At 60.1% G+C, this 22,141-nt stretch carries 19 protein-coding genes and 1 tRNA gene; 9 read left to right on the top strand and 11 right to left on the bottom strand.

Annotated features, from left to right (window positions below; all coding sequences use genetic code 11):
* Nucleotides 1-101 precede the first annotated feature (101 nt).
* The 8 genes from secD to hinT form a co-directional block, all read right to left on the bottom strand.
* A complete protein-coding gene (gene secD / locus ACB042_RS10550) occupies nt 102-1,904 on the bottom strand; it encodes a protein translocase subunit SecD (RefSeq protein ID WP_019445282.1) in 1,803 nt (600 codons plus the stop codon).
* 158 nt (nt 1,905-2,062) lie between these two features.
* Complete coding sequence (locus tag ACB042_RS10555; RefSeq protein WP_100653421.1) at nt 2,063-2,494, bottom strand: hypothetical protein; 432 nt, start codon at nt 2,492-2,494, stop codon at nt 2,063-2,065.
* A gap of 96 nt (nt 2,495-2,590) precedes the next feature.
* Entirely contained in the window at nt 2,591-3,448 is an 858-nt protein-coding gene (locus ACB042_RS10560) for a DUF6279 family lipoprotein (RefSeq protein ID WP_005353080.1), read from the bottom strand.
* Nucleotides 3,449-3,451: 3 nt separating this feature from the next.
* The gene (locus tag ACB042_RS10565) at nt 3,452-4,276 is read right to left on the bottom strand and encodes a phosphotransferase (protein WP_371178372.1); all 825 of its coding nucleotides are present in this window, start codon (nt 4,274-4,276) and stop codon (nt 3,452-3,454) included.
* A 10-nt stretch (nt 4,277-4,286) separates the two neighbouring features.
* Complete coding sequence (gene lpoB, locus ACB042_RS10570; protein WP_005344633.1) at nt 4,287-4,883, bottom strand: penicillin-binding protein activator LpoB; 597 nt, start codon at nt 4,881-4,883, stop codon at nt 4,287-4,289.
* Nucleotides 4,883-5,281 (bottom strand): YcfL family protein, encoded by a 399-nt coding sequence (locus ACB042_RS10575; RefSeq protein WP_005334038.1) that lies wholly within the window; start codon nt 5,279-5,281, stop codon nt 4,883-4,885. The genes lpoB and ACB042_RS10575 overlap by 1 nt, the downstream gene beginning before the upstream one ends.
* An 83-nt stretch (nt 5,282-5,364) precedes the next feature.
* On the bottom strand, nt 5,365-6,801 hold the full coding sequence (locus ACB042_RS10580) for a COG3014 family protein (RefSeq protein ID WP_371178373.1): 1,437 nt from the start codon (nt 6,799-6,801) through the stop codon (nt 5,365-5,367).
* Nucleotides 6,801-7,151 carry a purine nucleoside phosphoramidase gene (gene hinT / locus ACB042_RS10585; protein WP_005334033.1) on the bottom strand — a complete coding sequence of 117 codons (351 nt, stop codon included), beginning with the start codon at nt 7,149-7,151 and terminating at the stop codon, nt 6,801-6,803. Before hinT ends, ACB042_RS10580 begins: the two co-directional genes overlap by 1 nt.
* Nucleotides 7,152-7,403: 252 nt before the next feature.
* On the opposite strand from hinT, the gene ACB042_RS10590 reads away from it, so the two are divergent.
* The gene (locus ACB042_RS10590) at nt 7,404-9,416 is read left to right on the top strand and encodes a methyl-accepting chemotaxis protein (protein ID WP_100646263.1); all 2,013 of its coding nucleotides are present in this window, start codon (nt 7,404-7,406) and stop codon (nt 9,414-9,416) included.
* A 71-nt stretch (nt 9,417-9,487) separates the two neighbouring features.
* Here the strand turns inward: ACB042_RS10590 and ACB042_RS10595 are convergent, their stop codons facing one another.
* Nucleotides 9,488-10,363, bottom strand: coding sequence for a 6-pyruvoyl tetrahydropterin synthase family protein (locus tag ACB042_RS10595; RefSeq protein ID WP_371178374.1), 876 nt, complete (start codon nt 10,361-10,363; stop codon nt 9,488-9,490).
* An 80-nt stretch (nt 10,364-10,443) separates the two neighbouring features.
* Here ACB042_RS10595 and ACB042_RS10600 point away from each other — a divergent pair, with 80 nt between their 5' ends.
* The 5 genes from ACB042_RS10600 to ACB042_RS10620 all read left to right on the top strand — a co-directional run bounded on the left by ACB042_RS10600 (nt 10,444) and on the right by ACB042_RS10620 (nt 15,812).
* Nucleotides 10,444-11,787, top strand: coding sequence for a dihydroorotase (locus tag ACB042_RS10600; RefSeq protein WP_371178375.1), 1,344 nt, complete (start codon nt 10,444-10,446; stop codon nt 11,785-11,787).
* A gap of 112 nt (nt 11,788-11,899) precedes the next feature.
* Nucleotides 11,900-11,976, top strand: a tRNA-Pro gene (locus ACB042_RS10605).
* 216 nt (nt 11,977-12,192) lie between these two features.
* Nucleotides 12,193-12,624: a hypothetical protein gene (locus ACB042_RS10610; protein ID WP_371178423.1), complete on the top strand. Its 432-nt coding sequence runs from the start codon at nt 12,193-12,195 to the stop codon at nt 12,622-12,624.
* A gap of 204 nt (nt 12,625-12,828) precedes the next feature.
* Nucleotides 12,829-14,088 carry a dicarboxylate/amino acid:cation symporter gene (locus tag ACB042_RS10615; RefSeq protein ID WP_005334018.1) on the top strand — a complete coding sequence of 420 codons (1,260 nt, stop codon included), beginning with the start codon at nt 12,829-12,831 and terminating at the stop codon, nt 14,086-14,088.
* 104 nt (nt 14,089-14,192) lie between these two features.
* On the top strand, nt 14,193-15,812 hold the full coding sequence (locus ACB042_RS10620) for a methyl-accepting chemotaxis protein (RefSeq protein WP_144715461.1): 1,620 nt from the start codon (nt 14,193-14,195) through the stop codon (nt 15,810-15,812).
* 63 nt (nt 15,813-15,875) lie between these two features.
* Here the strand turns inward: ACB042_RS10620 and ACB042_RS10625 are convergent, their stop codons facing one another.
* Nucleotides 15,876-16,478, bottom strand: a complete 603-nt coding sequence (locus ACB042_RS10625) for a DUF924 family protein (protein ID WP_144715463.1) — start codon at nt 16,476-16,478, stop codon at nt 15,876-15,878.
* 251 nt (nt 16,479-16,729) lie between these two features.
* On the opposite strand from ACB042_RS10625, the gene ACB042_RS10630 reads away from it, so the two are divergent.
* Nucleotides 16,730-17,650 (top strand): DUF808 domain-containing protein, encoded by a 921-nt coding sequence (locus ACB042_RS10630; RefSeq protein ID WP_371178376.1) that lies wholly within the window; start codon nt 16,730-16,732, stop codon nt 17,648-17,650.
* Between the two features lie 122 nt (nt 17,651-17,772).
* Nucleotides 17,773-19,569, top strand: a complete 1,797-nt coding sequence (locus tag ACB042_RS10635) for a M3 family oligoendopeptidase (RefSeq protein WP_371178377.1) — start codon at nt 17,773-17,775, stop codon at nt 19,567-19,569.
* 63 nt (nt 19,570-19,632) lie between these two features.
* On the opposite strand, the gene ACB042_RS10640 is transcribed toward ACB042_RS10635, so the two are convergent.
* Entirely contained in the window at nt 19,633-21,039 is a 1,407-nt protein-coding gene (locus ACB042_RS10640; RefSeq protein WP_181224332.1) for a nucleobase:cation symporter-2 family protein, read from the bottom strand.
* Nucleotides 21,040-21,544: 505 nt separating this feature from the next.
* On the opposite strand from ACB042_RS10640, the gene ycfP reads away from it, so the two are divergent.
* A complete protein-coding gene (ycfP, locus tag ACB042_RS10645) occupies nt 21,545-22,084 on the top strand; it encodes an alpha/beta hydrolase YcfP (protein WP_005334000.1) in 540 nt (179 codons plus the stop codon).
* Nucleotides 22,085-22,141 lie beyond the last annotated feature (57 nt).

The raw sequence follows: 22,141 nt of genomic DNA on the forward strand, positions 1-22,141 counted from the left end.
TCGCGACACGCCGGGAAAATAGTGTTCTGCTTTGGCCGCTCCGGCCATATCCATGGCCGATGGCGCAGCCAAAGCCGCTCATCAGAGGGACTGCTGTCCCGTTACACCTTCAGCGTGCGCTCGCTGCTGCGTCCCCACAGGGGATTGATGATGGCGCGCGTCCCCCAGATCCCGGTGATCATGCTGGAGAGCAGACCCAGAATAAGGGTGATGGAGAAGCCCTGCAGCGGCCCGGAGCCGATGGAGTAGAGCACCACAGCACAGATGAGCGTAGTGATGTTGGCATCGAAAATGGTGTGGAAGGCTGAGCGATAGCCAAAATCGATGGCGTTGGCCAGTGAGCCACCCTCTCGCAGACGGTCCCTGATCCGCTCGAAGATCAGCACATGGGTATCCACCGCCATGCCCACCGTCAGCACCAGACCGGCGATCCCCGGCAGGGTCAGCACGGCGCCCGGTAGCACCGCCAGCATGCCGACCTGCATCAACAGGTTGGCGACCAGCGCGGTGATGGCAACCCAGCCGAACTTGCGATACCAGGCCATCATAAACAGCATCATGCCCGCCATACCGAAGGCCAGTGCGGTGAAGCCCGCCTCGATATTCTGCATCCCCAGCGTCGGGCCAATACTGCGTTCTTCCAGGATCTTGAGAGGGGCGGTGAGGGCGCCGGCACGCAGCAGCATGGCCAGCTCTTGCGCCTCCGGCAGACTGCCAATACCGGTGATGCGGAACTGGTTGCCAAGGGCGGTCTGGATGGTGGCGACGTTGATCACTTCGCTTTGGGCGCGCAGTTTGCCTTGGGCGTTGGTTTTGTACTCGGTGAAGACGGTCGCCATCGGCTTGCCCACATGCTGGCGGCTGAACTGGTTCATCTTGCTGCCGCCCAGGGTGTCGAGCACGATATTGACCTGGGGTTGACCCATCTCGCCCATGTTGGCGCGGGCATCGACGATGTGCTCGCCGGTGAGTACCGGCTTGCGCGCCATGCCGACGGCCTGGCCGTTGCGATCGGCGATATAGAAGTGGCTGTCGGCTTTGGCCTCGTAGAAGGCCAGCGAGGCGGTGGCGCCGATCACCTCTTTCGCCTGCTTGGGGTTGTGTACCCCGGGCAGTTCGATACGGATGCCATCCTGCCCCTGACGCACCACCGATGCCTCGACGATGCCGAGCTCGTTGATCCGTTTTTTCAGGATCGACAGGTTCTGGGTCACGGCGTTGTTGACCAGCAGGGTACGCTCCGCCTCGCTCAGCACCAGTTTCAGATCATTGCCGGAGCGGGTCAGCTTCCACTGATCCTGACGGGTACCGGCACTCTCCTTGATGATGGCGAGCCAGCTCTCCTGTTCGGCCACCTCCGGCAGGGTGACGGCTACGGCGCCCTGTGCGCTGCGCGTGACGCTGGCGCCGCGCAGGTTGGCTTCACGGAAACGGGTGCGCAGGGTATCCACCAGATTCTTGGTCTGATTGTCGATGACAAAGTCCACGTCCACCCCGATCAGCAGCTGGGAGCCGCCACGCAGATCGAGCCCCAGCTTGATGGGGTCGGCGCCAAGGCGGGTGATCCAGGCCGGTGCGTTGGAGTGAAACTCCAGGGTCAGGGCGGCACTGTCGACCCCTTGCTGCTCCAGCAACTGCTTGGCGCGCTGCTGTTCACCCTGGCTGGCAAAGACCAGCTCGACTCGCTCAGGTTGCTCAATGACCTTGAGCGGGGTCAGGTGTTTGTCGCTCAGCAGCATCTGCTGCTGGGTGGTCAGGCGCTGCTGTCCGTGCAGGCCGAGGGAGGGCTGCTCACCGAAAAAGGTGGGCAGGGAGTAAAAGGTAAAGGTCAACAGCATCAACAGCAGCAGTGCGTACTGCCACTTGCTCATGCGGTTGAGAACTGTTCGATTGCTCTTTCTCATGGCAAACAAGCCTCTGTCAGGAGAATGGTGCCCGGGCCGATAGCAACAAGGCTCGGCAAGGCGCAAAAAATGGGATGCATCAGATGCGGATCAGGCAGTTGCCGGATCCGTCAGGAAGAGGAGATGAGCAAACAGTGGATGTGCCAGCCCCTCCGGGGTCAGGCGCTCAGATAGCTCTGGGTGAAGCGATATTGCAGATGTTGGCGCTGTAGATGGCGCCGGTGGATCGCGCCGAAGCGATCGCGAAAACTCTGTTTGTGATAGAGCTCGGGTGCCAGCATCAGCCAGCCGAGCAGCAGCAGCAGGATTGCTTGGGCAGACCAGCTCTGGATCAGCTCATAGACCACACTCTTGGGCTGGTTGTCACTACGCAGGGATTGTTCGAGACGCAGCAGGTGATTCTGATGGCTGCCGACAAACTTGATGATGCCATCATCGCTGTCGCTAAGCTGATTGAACACCTGAGTCTGCTGTTCACTCTGGGGAGATGCGGGTAGCAGCGGGCCTTCCATTCGGGCGATGGAACAAAGCAGGGTGAGGGCGATAACCAGAGTTACCAGCACCAGTTTTACTTTGTCGATAAGGCGCAAAAAGTTAATTCCCGATAAATAGAAAGGGCAAACTACCACACGCGCCCGGTTTGAACAAGGTTGCCCCGGGCGCATGGCACCATTCGATGCCGCTCGTCAGCTGCCGCTCATCTGTTTGAAGTCACGGGCATAACCCTTGAGCAGGGAGTAGAGATGGGCCCGCTGGGAGATATCCAGCGACTGGCTCATGGCGCTCAGCCAGTTGACGGTACGCTGGCGTGACTGCTCGGTATAGCCGGTAAAGCGGCCATCCATCAGCCCATCCCCCTCGGCCAGCAGGTCAGTCAGCTCGCGGGTAAAGTCGGGACTCTGGCGCTGCTTCATCAGCCTGTCCAGCTCCTGGGTCCAGGACTCCTGAAACTCGAGCCAGGGAGGCATCAGCTCGTATTGCCATTCGGCCCACTGGGCTACCAGTGGCGCCTGTGCCGGTTTCACCTCGCCAATCCAGAACTCGAGCCGCTTGTTCATCTTGTCGCGAAACTCTGCCAGCATCTGCTCTTTGGGCTCAGTGGCAAAGTCCTTTTGCCGCTCCTGTTGCCGCTTGACCCGATCGGTCATAAAGCGGGCCACCTGTTCATCGGTCAGGGTGCGCGCCAGCCTGACCGCACGGGGGATGGTGTTTTCCAGTGTGCGGGTCAGGCTCTGCTGCACCGCATCGAGATTGGTCGAGATCTGCTCCGGCGTCATGGGGCTGGCCACTGCCTTGGCCAGCGCGTCGAGATCCTTGGCGTAGCGCGGCAGCTCGTGCTGGCGATGCCAGGCCATCAGCCCCTTCACTTCGCGGCTGAGCAGATCCTTCTGCGAATAGGAGAGGGCAAAGTAGTCATCCAGCTGCCAGATGATGGCGGTATCGAGCCAGTAGTAGATCACCCGGGTGGAGCAGCCGGTCAGCAGCAGGCCGATCAGCAGCAGACCCCAGGTTTTCGGCTTGTGCCAGCGCACCTTGTTTATCATCTGTTACTCCAGTCGTTGCCGGTTGATGGCGATCAGGGTGTCATAGTCGAGTGAGGGCTGTTGCTCTGCCATCAGCAGGGCCCAGAGCAGGCCGATATAGTCGACCCAGGGTAAAAATGCCTCGCTCTGAAAATCGGGCCACTGGTGGCGCGGCAGGGCCTGCAGATAGTGCGCTTCCAGCTCGTCGCGTCGCTCGGCGGGCCACTCATGGGTACGCTGGATGCTGGCGAGCTCAAAGCCGGGGTGACCTGCCGCGCCATACTCCCAGTCGATGACCCAGGGTTTGCTTCCCAACAAGTTAGCCGGATTGAGATCATGGTGGCAAGGGCGCCAGCAATCATTTGGCTCACTGCTGGCGAGCAAGCCCCGCTCCAGTGCGGGCAGCCAGGAGGGAATGCGTGCCAGCCGGGCGCGATAGCCTGCGGCGTGAGCTCGCACCGCCATCATCACCGCAGGCAGCGGCAGGCGATGGAGCTTGCGCAGCACCTCAGCCAGCAGACGGGGCTGATCGGCTGCCGGTGGCGCCGCGTGCACCCAGTTTGGCTCATCGCACCACTCCAGCAACATCAGGCCGCTGGCGGGATCGCCATAGTGGCAGGGCAGCGCCAACCCTTCTGCCATCGCCCCCTGATAAAGCTGCCACTCGGTGGGACGGTCGATGCCAAGGCGCATCGGGTCGGAGTGGCCCTGACGCAAAAAGTAACTGCGCCCCGAGGGGAGGCGCAGTCGATAGTTGCAGTTGGTCAGGCCTAACCCGAGTGGTTCCAGCTGCCCCTCCCGCCAGGGGGCTGGCAGGCTGGCCAGCAGCGGATCACAGTTGCCTGTCACCAGGAGCCTGTTACCAGCCAAAGGTGGATTTCTTCGCCTGTTTGCGGATCTCTTTCTGATCGGCCCACAGCAGTTCGCCGTTTTGCAGATCCATCAGGTTCATGGTCATCTGGTAGTAGACATCCTTCACCTTGCCATTGTCCTTGACGATGCTGCTGAGGTTGCCATAGACCATGTAGCGGGCACCGGTCTGCTTGCCCAGACGTACCATGGAGGCCGGGTCTACCATGCCGCTGCTCTGCTGGTATTCGAGCTGCTGCTTGACGGCGGCCACCTTGCTCATGTCAACGAAGCGGAATTTGCCGGCCCGCAGCAACTTGGTGCGGATGGTGTCGGTGATGGCTTCGGTATCGATGTGCTCGGAGGTCTTGTTGCGGATAGAGTCCATAAACATCACCGGACGACCGCCAGCGGTGATCTCGCTGGTGGCGGGGGAGGCGAGCATGGAGTCCGCCATCTTGTCGGCGATGGCCTGCAGGTCGCTTGAGCCGTAATCGACGGTGACGGTTTCGGTTTCAGTGGGATCGCCATAGCTGACGGTGGTGCTGGAGCAGCCGCCCAAGAGCAATGCAGAGGTCAATATCAGCAGGGCATGATTCATTTTCATCAGTAGGATTCCTCAATCACTTCGCGTACGTAAATCCGGTAACCCTGCGCCGCCGGGCTGGGCGCCAGGGCCGAGAGGGTGCGGGTCTGATAGCCATGCAGCTTGATGGGGGTCCAGCCGCGGCCATCGCTGGCGACCTCCTGACCGGCCTCATCATACCAATAGAAGATATATTGCAGCTTGTTATCGCCGCGCTGGGTGCTGGCGGCGGCCACATTGACCTGCAGCAGGCCATTTTGCTGGCGGCGGCTCAGCTCGGTCAGGGTGACGTTGACGTTTTGATGCTGCTCCAGCGTGGGAGCACCGCCCGCCGGGCCATAGAGCGCCACGCCGGAGGTGTTGGTGGCGCAGCCGGTCAGCAGCAGCGCGAGCCCGAGGGCCAACCCGTATGCTTTCATCTTGCTCTCCTTAATCGGGGTGAGTGGGGCCGCGTGTGAGCCTGCCCGGTTAATTGTCTTGCTCATCTCTCTTCGCCATCTGCTCAGAGCGGCATCACCCGAGTGGTCAGACCGGCGCCGAGGCGCTGTACCCAGACCAGGGTGGTGCGTCCCTTGTGGATGGTGAGCGGCAATTGCCGCTGCGCCGTCCCTGCGCCCAGGGTGAGATTGATGTCACCTGCCGGCACCATCCCCTGCCAGCTCGATGCCTGAGCTGGCAGCGTCAGCCAGCTGCGGGTATCAGCCCGCTCCGAGAGGGTGTTGAAGATCCCCACCAGAATATTGCCCACATCGCCTCCCTCTTTGGCGGCGGTGCGGCGCATCTGCTCCTTGGCCACCAGCCGCAGCGCCTGGCGGGTCAGCATGCCGGGCAGCCGCTCCTGCAGATCTTTGGCGGCCAGCGCTTCCAGCCTGACCAGCTCGCTGGTCTGCCAGGCCCGTTTGCCGACTTCCACCGTCAGCGGGCCGGTGTCGCTGGCCCGATTATCGTAATAGGGGATGGCGACGGTAAAGGTGCGAAAATCGCCGCGGGAGGTGGAGATGGGGAGCGGCAGGAACAGTTCGCGCCGTGCCGGGATCAAACCATCTTCAAACAGCACCACCAATTGGCCTTGATCTTTTGCAAGCGGCGGTGCTTTGCGGCCTATCTTTTTCTCTGTCTCGCGGATCTCGTCCGGTGAGCCACGCAGCCGCGCCAGACGCAGCAAGGCATCTTGCAGGCTGCGGTTGTCCGGCGCTATCTGGTAGCCGCGCTGATAGTCGACCCAGGCATCGTTGAGATCCCCGGCTGCCTCATAGAGCACGGCGGAAAAATAGAAGGTGTAGGCGTTCTGAAAACCGTTTTTGACCTTGCCGATCAACCGGTCGAGCTCGGGTGCGCCGCGCGACATCAGCTGGCGCATCTCCCCCTCGGTCTCGGCCTCTTCGCTCTCATCCTTCGCTTTGCGCACCTCGTCAGCTCGCCGTTTCTGGGCCTGCTCCTGAACCTGATTGGCCCGGCGCACCTCCACCAGGGCGCCATCGGCATCACCCCGTTGCAGGTAGTTGAGGGCCAGATAGTGGTGCAGCATGGTGCGTTCGTAATCGGGGGTGAGGTAGGCCATCGACTGGTCGTTGGTGAGCAGGCTGCCCACCTGATCCAGACCGTGGCTCAGCCGGTATTCGGCCTGATTGTCTTCCCACTGAAGGCGGCTGTCGGCGGCAGAAAACGCCTGCTTGCTGCCCGCATCCTGACCGGCGAGCCAGGCGATGCGCCCCTCTTCAAGGCGATCGAGGACAAAGGTGTCATCGCCGAGGGTGGAGTCGCGCACCTCGGGCAGCGCCTCGGCGGCATGGCCCAGCAGCAGCTGGTTGCGCAGCGGCACCATCTGATCGGAGTAGGAGACGAACATGTCTTGCCAGCGGGAGGCGCAGCCCCCCAGCAACAGCAGGGCGCCGCAGAGCAGCAGGGCGCTGCGGCAGGTAGCGATGTAGCGAGTCATTACAGGCTGAGCAGCGGTCCCAGCGGCTGGCCACCGACCAGATGCATGTGGATGTGGTAAACCTCCTGCCCGCCGTGGCGGTTGCAGTTCATGATGAGGCGGTAGCCATCTTCGGCGATGCCAGCCTCGGCGGCCAGTTTGCGGGCCACGGTGAACATCCGGCCAAGGGCCAGTTCATGTTCGGCTTCCACGTCATTGACGGTGGGGATCAGTACATTGGGGATGATCAGAATATGGGTCTTGGCCTTGGGCTGGATATCCCGGAATGCGGTGACCAGATCGTCTTGATAAAGGATGTCGGCGGGGATCTCTTTACGGATGATTTTGCTGAAAATGGTTTCTTGCGCCATGGCTAACTCCCTTATATGAAACAGAAAATTGAACTAGAACCCCAAGCGGCTCCCGAAAGGGGGGCGAGCAGCACGCCAAGTGTGACACAAGCCGACATTTGACACAGCTGATGTCCCATTCCCTTCAGTTATTGTTAAAAATACCGATAGCCAGAGGGACGTCATCTGCAGCGCCTGTTCAGGGTGGTCTGCAGGGTATCAAAAGGACGGGGTACTCAGGCAAGGGACTTTTGCATATACAGCGGGACAATAATGAAACAAACAATGTCGGATCTCTCCATCTTGCAGCGAGTCTACCTTGGCTTCGCGATCTTGGTGGCCGTGATGGTGGCCAGTTCACTGCTCACATTTCGTAGTCAGGAGACCCTGGGGAACGCACTGGAGCAGGTGACCCAGCAGTCTATGCCGCTGGTGATTGCCAGCAGCCAGACCCAGATCACCCTGCTCAGCGCCAACAAGTGGCTGGGGGATGTGCTCACCGAGCAGGACCCCAAACAGCTGCCAGCCGAAGTGGCCGAACTGAAACAGGCCAAGGCTGCGGTGGGCAAGAGCCTTGATGTCTTGCGCCAGCAGGTGGCCCACCATCCCGAACTGCAAGGGGAGATGAGCAGCCTCAGCCAGCAGGTCGACAGCTACCTGCAACTGACCGATACCCTGCCCGGCGAACACGAGGCGCTGCTCACCCGACTGCACAAGGTCAATCTGGCCAAGGGGCAGTTTCAGGTCAGTCTGCCCCAGTTCAAGAAGAGTCTGGGTGACATGATGGTCACCATCGACGACAGCTTTATCAAGATGCTCTCCGAGACCCTGACCACCAAGCTCTCCGCCATCGAACTCTCCACCATGGACGCCCTCAACCAGACCATTCCAGCTCCCATCGAAGGGGCGCTCAAGCGCAACAAGATGCAGATCGAGGGGTTCAACAGCACCATCAAGGATCTGCAGGGGGAGCTGAAAAACTTCGAGAACGACATGGGCCACTATGTTCACGGCTTTGTGCGCGATACCACCGCAAGCGAAGGCGTGCTCTCCCAGTATCTGGCGCTGATGAAGCAGCAGGAACAGATGCGGGAGAAGAGCAAGCAGGCGAGCGCGCTCATCGTCGAGATCCAGAACCGGCTTGAGCGGATCACCGGCCAGAGTCAGCAGCTGATGAGTCAAAGCATTCAGCACGCCAAAGCCACACAGAGCCAGAGCACCCTGACACAGGGAACCAGCATCGTCGTCGCCATCCTGATCGCCATGCTGGTGGCTTATACCCTGGGCAAGGCCATTCGCCGTCCGCTCAGGGAGTTGCTGCGGGTGCTGACCGAAGTAACCCAGGGCGATATGACCCAGCGCATCGGTTTTCAGAGCAAGAACGAATTTGGTCAGCTGGGCAGCCAGATCAACCTGCTGATTGCCCAGATGGGGGAGGTGCTGGCGCAGCTTTCACAAGCGTCGGCCCAGCTTAACGATGCCGCCCACGGCAACCGCCACACCACCGAATCGGTGCGGGCGGATCTGGAGAAACAGCGGCAGGAGACCGCCTCGGTCGCCGCCGCCATGACCCAGATGGAGGCCTCGGTGCGCGAGGTGGCGCAGGCTGCCAACCAGACTCTGGAGCGGGTGCAGGATGTGGAGAAGGCCTCCGAGATGGGGCGCAAGGTGATGGCAGGCAATATCACCACCACTCATCAACTGGCGGGCAAGCTGCAACAGACCGGCAAGGTGATTGGTGATGTGAGCGCCATGAGCAGCCAGATCGGCAATATCCTCGATGTCATTCGCGGCATTGCCGAGCAGACCAACCTGCTGGCCCTCAACGCCGCCATCGAAGCGGCGCGGGCCGGCGAGCAGGGGCGCGGATTTGCGGTTGTGGCGGATGAGGTGCGCAGTCTGGCGGGCCGCACCGCCCAGTCCACCAGCGAAATCCAGACCATGATCGAAAACCTGCAGCAGGGAGTTGCCAAGGCGGTGACCGTGATGCAGGAGTGCTCCCGCGAGATGGACAGCTGCGTGGATCAGAGCTCTCACGCCAACAACGCCATGGAGGAGGTGCAGGGGATTGTGGTGCTGATCAGCGACATGTCGAGCCAGATCGCCTCTGCCGCCGAGCAGCAGCAGGCCACCAGCGCCGATATCGCCACCAACCTCAACCGCATCTCCGATATCTCGGATCTCAACTATCAGGGGATTGAGCGGGTAGCCGAGACCAGCCAGCAGCTGGACTCCCTTGCCGAGCAGCAAGAGAGCCTGGTCAAGCGTTTCCGCCTCAGTGCCTGATGCTCGAGAGTTGAAACAACAAGGCCCCGCAGATGCGGGGCCTTCTCTTTATTGCGGCTGCGTCAAGGGGATCAGGCGTAGGCAATCGCGCCCTTGCCGACCCCTTCATAGGCGACAATCTTGACGAACTTGTCGCCCACCATCTTCTTCACTTCGCGGGCGATGTAGCAGGCCAGCAGCTCAACCGTGGTGTCAGTGTCGATCATCTCCACCTCGGCGCTGGGGATGGCCAGCTGGAACAGCCCTTGCGGCGCCACATATTTGAAGCCGCAGTGATGCGCACCAAGCTGGGCATTGGCACGGGGGCTCAAAGCGAGTTCGGTCAGCGCCACCTTGTCCTCCTCGGTGCCGAGATAGATATCGCCCCAGCGTTCGGCCCAGTTGAGCTCAAGCTCCTGGTCGCGCTCGCCATCGACGTGGATCTCGATGGGAGAGCGGTGGCCGTGGGCGATGCGCTGGCAGTTGCCATCGTGCTTTTTCAGGCCGTGGCTGTAGTGGTAGAAGGCGCCGGTGATCGCCTCCTGACGCAGGGTCAGGGAGAGATCCTTGATATTGCCCGGCAGCCGTTTGGCCAGAACCGCCAGCAGGTAGCGGGTCACCGACTCTTTATCAACTTGCGGGGCCGGGATAAAGGCAAAGCCCTGGGATGGGCAGCGCAGATGGATGGAGCGCCCCGGGCGCAGCAGATCCACTGTGCTTTCGTCACCATCCAGAGCCTCAACGTGGATCAGCGGGCACTCGGTCGGCACCAGCAGCTTGTGGTCCACCTCTTCATCGATGATCGACTTGATCAGCTTCTTTATCCGGCCAAAGTCCAGCAGCATGCTCATTTCGTTGAGCTCACCGCTCATTTCGATATCTACCAGCCAGCTCTCGCCCACCATGCCGCGGCGTTCGCACAGGTAGCTGGAGTCGATCACGGTCAAATCTCTTACAAATAACTTCATCAGTCAGGCCTTGCTACAGAGAAAGGGCAGTTTTGCGCTATTATGACCCGCGATTATCGGCAAAGGAACTGGAACCCCCCATGAACAAACTGCTTATCAAGAATGCCACCCTGGTCAACGAAGGCCGCATCTATGCCTCCGATGTGTTGATCGAGGGGGAACGGATTGCCCGCATCGCCCCGGATATCGAGGCGCCCGATGCGCTGGTGATCGATGCCGCAGGTCGCCATCTCATCCCCGGAATGATCGATGATCAGGTCCACTTCCGGGAGCCGGGATTGACCCACAAGGGGACTATCGCCAGCGAATCCCGCGCCGCCGTCGCCGGTGGCACCACCAGTTTCATGGAAATGCCCAACGTCAATCCCCAGACCACCACTCTCGACGCCCTCGAAGCCAAATACCAGATCGCCGCCAACTCCTCCGTTGCCAACTACAGCTTCTATCTCGGCGCCACCAACGACAACCTTGAAGAGATCAAGCGTCTCGACCCCAAGCAGTCCTGCGGGGTCAAGGTGTTTATGGGCTCCTCGACCGGCAACATGCTGGTGGACAATCAGGAGACCCTGGCGGCCATCTTCCGCGAAAGTCCGGTGATGATCGTCACCCACTGCGAAGACACCCCGACCATCGCCAAGGCGGAAGAGGCGGCGCGGGCCAAGTGGGGCGAGAATGTGCCGATGGGCGAGCACGGCCGCATTCGCAGTGACGAGGCGTGCTACAAATCCTCCAGCATGGCGGTGGCGCTGGCGAAAAAATACGGTGCCAAGCTGCATGTGCTGCATCTGACCTCGGCCAAGGAGCTGTCGCTGTTTACCGCCAGCCACGACCTGAGCGAGCTGAAGGACAAGAACATCACCGCCGAGGTGTGTGTTCACCACCTCTTCTTCAATGAAGCCGATTACGAGACCCAGGGCAGCCTGATCAAGTGCAACCCTGCGGTGAAGAGTGCCGCCGACCAGCAGGCACTGCTGGATGCGGTACGCAACGACGTGCTCGATATCATCGCCACCGACCACGCGCCCCACACCTGGGAAGAGAAGCAGAACAGCTACTTCAAGGCGCCGTCCGGCGTACCGCTGGTGCAGCACTCTTTGCAGGCGCTGCTGGAGCTCTACCACAACGGCGTGTTTACCCTGGAGACTATCGTCAAGAAGACCTCCCATGCGGTGGCCGAGCGCTTCCAGGTGCAGGAGCGCGGTTATATCCGCGAGGGGTATTTCGCCGATTTGGTGCTGCTGGATCTGGGCAAGCCCTATGTGGTCAACGATGACAACATCCTCTACCACTGTGGCTGGTCGCCCTTCAACGGCTACCGCTTCCACAGCACGGTGGAAATGACGCTGGTGAACGGCCAGATCGCCTGGCAAAACGGGCAGGTGACTGACCAGATCCTGGGCAAGCGGCTGACCTTTAACCGCTGATTGTTCGCAAAGCAGGCGAACGCACCGTGGTCGAGGAATCGGCGGCGTTTCCCTGTTGACAGGGCAGGGTCATCTCCATAAACTCTGCCCCCGTCAGCCGAGCTGACTCCGTCGGTGTGTAGCGCAGCCAGGTAGCGCATCTGCATGGGGTGTAGAGGGTCGGAGGTTCGAATCCTCTCACACCGACCAAATTCCCCGGTAAAGGCCTTGTCAAACGACAAGGCCTTTTCTTTTGCCTGCGATTTGCCGCACAGGCGCGAAGCCTGTGGTGATGCGTGCCGGTCGCTGTTGGCGTGAGTCGATTGTGCAGCCACCGCGCTTTATGGTGTAGTAACAACTCTGTTGCTCATTTGCCTGGCGAGGCCTCTCGTGTCTGCATCCGTATCTAAACCCTGTTGTCTGCTGATGCTCACCCTGCTGCTGGTGGGCTGCGCCACCCCTTACGAGAGTGAAAAGTCATTCTGGAACGGCCAGACCGGTTTTTCCCAGACCCGGCTTGGCCCGGACAAGTGGCAACTGGAGTTTGTCGGCAACGATCTGGTGGACAGGGAGACCGCCCGCAAATATGTGCTCAAGCGGGCAGGGGAGCTGGCACTGGCAGAGGGTTACTCCTGGCTCAAGGTCGATGAGCTGACTATTAACCGCGATGCCGTCAGGGTGACCCCATCACGGCCGATCTTCGGCTTTGACGAGGATGAGCCGGATCTCTTTATGGCCCAGATGCAGGTGCAGCATTCCATCTCGGCGCTGCTCACTTTTCGCCTGTTGCCACGGGCACTCGATGAGCGAACTCTGGATGCGAAATATCTCGCCAAAATCAAAATAAACAGTGATTAATATTGGTGGTTTGCAAGATCTATATCACATACACCTAATGGCAGGATAAAATTCTGGAGAAAGCCTCTAGATTTACCCCCTGCTTTTAGGCATTCTCCCAGCATACCAGCCGCCAGGAATCAACGGCTCGGATCACAAAAACGGACTGTAGTGGCTCCCACGCCACTGTTTACGGCTTGCACCAATCAAAACCGGGACTCCCCCATGAAAATGAATAAACTGACGGTCGCCATCCTCATCTCCATGATGTTTGGCATCCTCACCGGCCAGGGCTATCGGATGTTTGCCGCAGATCAGGCTGCGGATTTCGCCAATAACATCACTATCCTGACCGATATCTTCCTGCGCCTGATCAAGATGATCATCGCTCCCCTGGTCTTCACCACCCTGGTGGTCGGTATCGCCAAGATGGGCGACACCCGCACCGTGGGGCGTATCGGTGCCAAGACCCTCGGCTGGTTCATGCTTGCCTCCCTGATGTCCCTGAGCCTGGGTCTGGTGATGGTGACCCTGATGCAGCCGGGTGTGGGTCTCTCGCTCTCCCTGCCCAATGACACCGCCAGCTCGGGCATTGCTGCCGGTGCCATTACCCTGAAAGATTTCGTGACCCACGCCATTCCCAAAAGCGTGGTAGAGGCGATGGCCACCAACGAGATCCTGCAGATCGTGGTTTTCTCCCTCTTCTTCGGTCTGGCTGCCGCTGCGCTCGGCGATCTGGCCAAGCCGGTGGTGGTGCTGATGGCCAGTGCCGCCGAGATCATGCTGAAAGTGACCGGCTACGTGATGAACTTTGCGCCGTTCGCGGTGTTTGGCGCCATCGCCGCCATGGTGGCCAAAGAGGGGCTGGGTATTCTGGTCACTTACGGCAGCTTTATGGCCCAGTTCTATATCGCGCTGGCCTGCCTCTGGCTGCTGCTGATCGCCATGGGCAGCGTCTTCCTGCGTGGCCGTGTCATCAAGCTGCTGGCGATGATCCGCGAACCCATCCTGCTGGCCTTCTCGACCGCCAGCTCCGAAGCGGCCTATCCGAAGACCCTGGATCGTCTGGAGAAGTTCGGCTGTGACAAGCGCATCGCCAGCTTCGTGCTGCCGATGGGTTACTCCTTCAACCTCGACGGCTCCATGATGTACTGCACCTTCGCGGTGATGTTCATTGCCCAGGCGTATGGCATCGAGCTCTCCATGGCCCAGCAGATCACCATGCTGCTGCTGCTGATGGTCACCTCCAAGGGGATGGCCGGGGTACCGCGCGCCTCTCTGGTGGTGATTGCCGCCACCCTGAACCAGTTCCATATTCCGGAAGCTGGCATTCTGCTGCTGCTGGGGATCGATCACTTCCTCGACATGGGCCGCTCAGCCACCAACGTGCTGGGCAACGCCATCGCCGCCAGTGTGGTGGCCAAGACCGAAGACAGTCTGGGTGAAACCGTCGCGCTGGGCGAGAGTGAGCCAGCCAAAGCCTGATCACAACGCCATGAAAAATAAACAACAACGGCCCGCCAATGCGGGCCGTTGTTGTTTATGGCTCGTCTACACTGCTAGATAGTTTTCATCTGGAGTGTACGGTTATGAACATTGCTCGTCGGCTTCAACTGATAGCGCTGCTGGTTATGCTGGCGCTTGTTTTCCTCAGCTGGTTCAGTATCAACCGCCTTGGGGCTGGCAATCGAGACTTGAGCTATGTGACGGACAATACGGTGCCCAGTATTGCGCTGATCAAGGAGGTGCAGGCTGCGTTCTATGAGCTGCACTCCCGAGTGCAAAGTCACATTCTCAATACCGATGATGGCAAGATGCAGCAGATAGAAGCGGATATTGCCGAGCATCGCAAACAGATCAATTCGCAACTGGAGAAATATAAAGCAGAGATGCTCTCCAATGACGAAGACCGACGCCTGACCGACGATGATCAGCGCATTATCGCGCAATATTATCAGGAGATAGACAAGGTTCTACAGCTCTCCAGACAAAACAAGAACGATGAAGCGCGAGACATGTTGGCAGGAGAGGCCACCAGAGTGTTCCAGCAGTTTGCCAAGGCAATCGAGCTTCATGTCAACTTCAATATGGATTTGGGACTGGCGCTCAAGAAGCAGGGCCAGGAGAATTATGACAGCAGCCTGCAAACCCTGTTGTTTATCGCCGGTGGTGCCACCGTACTGACGATGGGGCTGTTTGTCTGGTTGTTCAATCAGGTGGCCAATCCCCTTCGCACCTCCATGGATACCCTGACCCGGATCCAGCGTGACCTCAACTTTACCCTGAGAGCAGACGTGAAACAGCAGGATGAGATTGGCCTGACCCTCAATGCGGTCAACCGGCTGCTCGATACGCTGCAACAGACATTTACCGAATTTTCCGTCGGCAGCTTGCAGATCAAGAGCACCGCCGAATCCCTCTCTCAGGCAGCGCAGCACCTGGCCAGCTCGGCTAATCAGGCCAATGATGCCACCAGCCTGATAGCCGCCGGTGTGGAAGAGATGACGGTCAGCATCACCGATATCTCCCAGCGTACTCAGGAGACTAGCCGCATCACCAATGAGTCGGGGCAGCTGGCGACCGAGGGGGGCCGGACCATCGAGCGCACCGTCCATGCCATCAACGAGATAGCCGACTCCATTCGGCAGGCCTCGGCCGAGGTCATTGCGCTGGGTGAGGGCATTTCGCGCATTGGCGGTGTGGTCAACGTGATCCGTGATGTGGCGGGGCAGACCAACTTGCTGGCCTTGAACGCGGCCATTGAAGCGGCGAGGGCCGGGGAGTCCGGCCGTGGCTTTGCGGTGGTGGCGGATGAGGTGCGCAAACTGGCTGAGCGGACGGCGCAATCCACCCAGGAGATCTCCGCCACCGTAGAGGCGATCCAGCAGGAGTCGAACAATACAGTCTCCCGCATGCATCTGGTGGAGGAGAAGGTGAGCCAGGGGGTCACCATGGCGACCGAGAGTGGCGCCATTATTGCCGAGATCCGCAGTGCGTCGCACCGGGTGATGGAGCAGGTGGGCGAGATCACCAATGCCATCCGCGAGCAGAGCTCGGCCGCCGAGTCGATTGCCCATCAGGTTGAGCAGATTGCTCAGGTCGTGCAGCAAACCAGCAGCACAGCAGAAGAGACCTCTGCCGCCGCCGAGGAGCTCAATGTCACCACCGAGAGCATCCACCAGCAGATATCCCGTTACCGCATTCAGTAATGCTGACGGTTGTTATCCACCTGCTATCCCCGCCAGCTGGCGGGGATTTTTTATATGGCCTGCTTAGAAGCCTGAGCCCGGTTGTTGCAAAAATGCCGCCTCTTCCGGTGTGCTGGGGCGACCCAGAATGTCGTTGCGGTGGGGGAAGCGGCCAAAGCGTTCGATGATCACCTGATGACGACGGGCAAAGTCGGCAAATCCTGCGAAGGTCGCCTGCGCCGGTGTGCCAGCCTGCTCGGCAGCGAGTGCCTCGAACAGCGCCACACTTCTGGCCTGTTGTTCGCGGGATTCGGCATGCTCCAGCGGCAGATAGAAGAAGACCCGCTCCAGTGGCGAGAGGGATTTGTCCGCCCCGATGGATAGCCCTTTCAGGCAGAGATCCCGTGCCAGCGGATCTTGTGCAAAGGCCGCAGGCGTGCCGCGATGGATATTGCGGGGCAGCTGGTCGAGCAGCAGGATCAGCGCCAGCCGACCGCTGGGGAGATCGGCCCAGTGGGCGAGACTGCCCTTGGCTGCCGCCTCTGCCAGCTCGCCAAAGCGGCTGGCCAGCAGGGTATCCGTTTCGCTGCTTTTCCCCCACCAGAGGGGGGCTTGCCGTGTGGCCCGCAGGACATCATCGGCTTCGTCGCCAAACCAGAGAGCGAGCAGAGGTTGCCAGGGTTGCATGGGAACTCCTTGAGGTGATTCAGAGGGAACCAGGAACAAATGGCTCAGGGGTGCTGCCGAAACGGCGGCTTCTCGTTACACTGTGCCATCTTTTGCCCGAAAGACGTAACCCCCCGATGGCGAGCGCCGGATTTTTGGCTCGGCCGATGATGGCCTGCGATCGCCATGAGGTGGTCTTGTTGACCCTGGTGGTTATCGGGACGTACACCTCTCTCGCGGTGTTGTTCTCACTGATATAAGGAAGCTTTGATATGGCCGGAACCAGTTTGTTGGCCCTGCTCGACGATATCGCCAGCGTGCTTGATGACGTGGCGCTGATGACCAAGATGGCGGCCAAGAAGACCGCCGGGGTGTTGGGTGATGATCTGGCCCTCAACGCGGAGCAGGTCTCCGGGGTGCGCGCCGAGTGGGAGTTGCCGGTGGTGTGGGCGGTGGCCAAGGGGTCATTTCGCAACAAGCTGATTCTGGTGCCCGCCGCCATCGCCATCAGTGCCCTGGTGCCCTGGCTTATCACGCCGCTCTTGATGCTGGGAGGTGCCTACCTCTGCTTTGAGGGGGCCGAGAAGCTGGCCCACAAGTTCCTGCCTCATGAAGTGAGCGAGGGGGAGGCACATACAGCCCCCATTCCCGATGATCTGGTAGCCTTCGAGCAGCAGAAGGTAAAAGGGGCGATTCGCACCGATTTTATTCTCTCTGCCGAGATCATCGTCATCGCCCTTGGCACGGTACAGGGAGCAAGCCTCGCGCTGCAGCTCTCGGTAGTGGCAGGCATCGCCCTGCTGATGACCATTGGGGTCTACGGGTTGGTGGGGCTGATCGTCAAGCTCGATGACATCGGTCTGCATCTGCTGCAAAAGCCCGATGGCAGCGCCCTGCGCCGCGCGGTGGGGCAGGGACTGCTGGTGACAGCGCCCCGCCTGATGCACCTGCTGGCACTGGTCGGAACCATCGCCATGTTTATGGTGGGCGGTGGCATTCTGGTGCATGGCTGGCCTTTTGCCCATCACCTGATTGAAGGCGCCGCCGCTGTTGTCGCCACTCTGCCCACTGTGGGGGCCGTACTGGCAGTGGTGACCCCCACTTTGCTTAACGCCGTGGCCGGTGTGGTGGCGGGTCTGCTGCTGGTTGCCGTGATGACGCTGGTGAGCCGTCTTGCCCCGGCCAAGGGATAAGCGAGCTTGCGGGCCATTTTCTCTTTTTCCTCTCTTCATTTTTTGGCCCTCGGGTTGCCCGGTTTCGGACTTGCTGCCCGCAGGTCTGTTGCGCCTCCCGATAAAGGCCTTTGCGAGAAGTTATGTATCAACAACAGTGGAATAACGACCATATCTACCCGGGCCTCGACAGCTCCGAGCTGGAAGCGGACATGCGCGCCGCCCGCCACGCGCTGGAAGATCTGGCCAGTTATATGGCAGGTCTGGACGGGGTGCGCGGCGATGACGCAGCGCTGCTGGATTTCTTGCGGGAAGTGCGGCTGCGCGCCCGTGATATTCGCCATATCGGCTGGAACGTCGCCATTCTGGCCGCGTGCCGCGGCAGTCAGGATGCGCGGGATCCGCAGGCCAAACAGCTGGCGTCCCGTGCCCGCGCCCTTAATGCCGATCTGTTCAAGACCCTGGCGCCGGTGGAAGATCTGATGCTGGCGTTGCCGGAGGAGGAATTCGCCGCGCTGATGAGTGATCCGCTGCTCGGCGAGGAGGCGTACCGCCTGCGCCATGAGCGTCGTTTGCAGGATCAGCGCCTGCCGGTGGCGGCGGAGCAGCTGGTGATTGGTCTGGGCACCGATGGTCTGCACGCCTGGGGCAACCTCTACAACGATCTGGTGGGCAAGATCCGGTTAACCATTGATGGCCGCGAGATGGGGCTGGCCGAGGCGAGCAATCTGCTCTCCAGCCCGATACGTGCGCTGCGTTTAGAAGCCTTTGATGCCATCAGCGCCGGTTGGGAAGGGGAGCAGGAGACGGTTGCCGCTATCCTCAATGCCCTCAACGGCTGGCGGCTGGAGCTGGCCCGTCAGCGTGGCAACACCCGGTTGCTCGATGCGCTGGATCTCTCCTGCCACCAGAGCCATATCGAGCGTGCCACCCTCGATGCCCTGATGAGCGAAACCTGGCGAGCCCGTGGGTTGGGTCAGCGCGCCCTGGGGCTGATGGCTGAGCGCCTTGGTCTCGACGATCTGGGGCCGGAGGATCTCTTTGCGCCGCCGCCAGCTTCCAGCAGCCGTGACATTCCTTTTGATGAGGCGATCGAGTTGATTGCCGATGCCTTTAGCCGTTTCGATCCCGAGATGGGGGCGTTTGCCCGCATGATGGCCGAGAAGGGGTGGATTGATGCGGCGCCCACGCCAAATCGCCGCACCGGCGCCTACTGCACCAAGTTTGCCGAACCGGTCGAACCGCGGGTCTTCGTTACCTATGCCGGTACCATGGACAACGTCATTACGCTGGCCCATGAGCTGGGTCATGCATGGCACAACTGGGTGATCCGCGATCTGCCGATGAGTCAGCGCAGCTACCCCATGACGCTGGCGGAGACCGCCTCCATCTTCGCCGAAACCCTGGTGCGCAGCGCACTGTTCGAGCAGGCGCAAAGCACGGAAGAGCAGCTGGTCATCGCTTGGGCCGAAGCCGATGGCGCTGCCACCTTCCTGGTCAATATCCCGGCCCGCTTCGATTTCGAGCAGGCCTTGGTGGCCGAGCGGGCGCAGGGTTATGTGTCGGCAGAGCGGCTCAAGGCGTTGACCGACGATGCGTGGGGACGCTGGTATGAGGGGAGCCTGACCCGCTATCACCCGATGTTCTGGGCGGCCAAGGCGCACTTCTCCATCGCCGGGTTTGGCTTTTACAACTACCCCTATCTGTTCGGTTATCTGTTCAGCCTCGGGGTCTATCAGCAGTTGATGAGCCGCAAGGCGGCGGGGGAAGAGGGCGTGGCCGAGGCGTATCGCGCCTTGTTGCGCGATACCGGCCGGATGAGCGCCGAAGATCTGGTAGCCAAGCATCTGGGGCAGGATATCCGTGAGGCCGCCTTCTGGCAGGGGAGTCTGGCACAAGTAGAGCAGGCGGTAGAGCGCTTCACGCAGTTGCCTGCCTGATTGGGTCAGCGGTGATATGAACAACAGGCCCCCGGACAGTCTCTCTGTCCGGGGGCCTGTTTGTTATGCCTGTTCTTGCTGCGGTTTGATGGGACCAACGAACAGAGGACGGGTCTGGTGAGTCAGGTCCGGCTGATAGCCGTTGAAGAAGAGGTTGAGCAGCACCGAACTGATGGTGGCCAGCAGGATACCGCTATGAAAAAGCGGTTGTAGCTGCGCCGGAAGCTGTTGGAAAAAATTCCCGGAGACCGTCGGGATCATGCCAATTCCGAGACTGATGGCGACGATATAGAGGTTGTGGCGGTTGCTGTTGTAATCGGTGCGCGCCAGGATGCGAATGCCGGTGGCCAGTACCATACCGAACATCACGATACCGGCGCCCCCCAGCACGAAGGGCGGGATGGAGGCGACCAGCACCGACATCTTGGGGATGAGGCCAAAGGCGAGCAGGATCCCCCCCGACATCACGCAGACCCAGCGACTCGATACCCCGGTCACGCTCACCAGACCGATATTCTGGGAGAACGATGTGTGGGGGAAGCTGTTGAATATCCCACCAATAATGGTGCCGATGCCATCCACCCGCAGCCCGCGCACGATATCACCGCGCCTGGCCGGATGGCCGACGATGTCGCCAAGGGCCAGAAACATCCCCATCGACTCGATAAAGGTGATGAGCATGATCACCGTCAGAGTGGCGATGGAGATGGGATCGAAGGTGGGCCAGCCGAAGGCGAAGGGCACTATGGGGGCAAACCAGGCTGCCTCGCCGAGGCCATCGAGACTCACTTCGCCCATGGCGATGGCCACCACGAAACCGAAGATGATTCCGAGCAGCACTGAGATATTGCTGAAAAAGCCCTTGGTGAAGCGGGTCACCAGCAGGATAAAGACGAGCACCAGAAAGCTGGTGCCGATATAGCGCAGGCTGCCATATTCCGGATTACCCTTGCCCCCCGCCATCCAGTCGATCCCCACCTGCATAATGCTGATCCCGATGGAGGTGATAACCACCCCGGTCACTACGGTGGGGAAGAGCGGCATCAGCCGACCTATCAGCGGCACCAGCAGGGTCGAGATGATACCGGCGGCAATGGTGGCGCCGAAGATGCCCGTCAGCCCCAGATCCGGGTTGGCTCCGATGGCCAGCATCGGCATCACGGCGGCAAAGGTGACCGACATGATGACCGGCAGCCGGATCCCGGCAAAGCGGCCAATCCCGACACATTGCAGCAGGGTGACGATGCCGCAGCAGAAGAGATCCGAACTGATAAGGTAGGAGATCTGCTCCTTGGGCAGCCCCAGACTGCCGCCAATCACCAATGGCACCGCCACGGCGCCGGCGTACATCACCAGCACATGTTGCAGGCCCAGGGTAAAGAGTTGGCCCATGGGGAGCATGCGCTCCACTTCATCCACCGGGCGCTTGCGCGCACCTGGTTGGGGGGAGGGGGGATTGGTCTCGTTCATGAACAGATCACTCCTTGAAGCCCGCGCAACTGCTACAGGCAAGATAGTGAAAGCCGCAGCTTTCCCGGTCATTGATCTCGTGTATTGACAGAGGAGCCAGATCCCTCGGCAGTAGTGAGAGGGATCCGGGGCAGCACGGGTCAGTGCACAAAACATGCACAACGCTGCTCACGAGAGAAAACGTTTGGCGATAACGCCTTGTTTTTGCGGGATGAGTCACATACCGGCCAGATAAGTGTCCGGCTGCTGGCAGGGGAAGGAGGTGAGGGCATCTCAGATTGGTAAGGGGTTTATCATTATTGGTCTGGCGATCTCACTTTGATAGCCGGGCACCATAACGTTGCTCGCAATGCGCCCCTCTGCATGTGACGGCGCTCGCGGGCCGCAGGGCGCAATCGGGGGCGGGGGCGTGATCCAAAGCAAGAAAGTTGGATGTTTTGGTGGCGCACGGGGCCGCCGCTGGGGTAGTTTCGATAAAACCGACACAGATCCTGAGGTCTTATCCATGATCATCTATCTGCATGGCTTCGATGCCACCAGCCCCGGCAATCACGAGAAAGTGCTGCAGTTGCAGTTTATTGATGATGATGTGCGTTTCGTGCACTACAGCACGGTTCACCCCCGTCATGATATGAGCCATCTGCTCAAGGAAGTGAAAAAACAGCTCGATATGAGTACCGATCCCAAACCGCTGATCTGCGGCGTGGGTCTTGGTGGCTACTGGAGCGAGCGGATCGGCTTTCTGTGCGGCATTCGCCAAGTGATCTTCAACCCCAACCTCCATCCGGAAGAGAACATGCAGGGCAAGATCGACCGGCCGGAAGAATATGACGATATCGGTACCAAGTGTGTAACTGAATTTCGTAAGAAAAATTCAGGAAACTGCCTGTGTATCCTTTCCGTTCAGGATGAAGTGCGCGATAATCGGGACACTGAACGTGAATTGAAGAACTATTACGACATCGTGTGGGATGAGCGCGAGACTCATAAGTTCAAAAATATCTCGCATCATCTGCAGCGGATGAAGGCCTTCAAAGAAGCCTGATCCATCACGTCGACCGATTTCGTTTTAGGGAGCCAATGGCTCCCTTTCGTTTTGAGG

The sequence above is a fragment of the Aeromonas sp. S13(2024) genome (assembly GCF_041402405.1).
Lineage (GTDB): Bacteria > Pseudomonadota > Gammaproteobacteria > Enterobacterales > Aeromonadaceae > Aeromonas > Aeromonas veronii.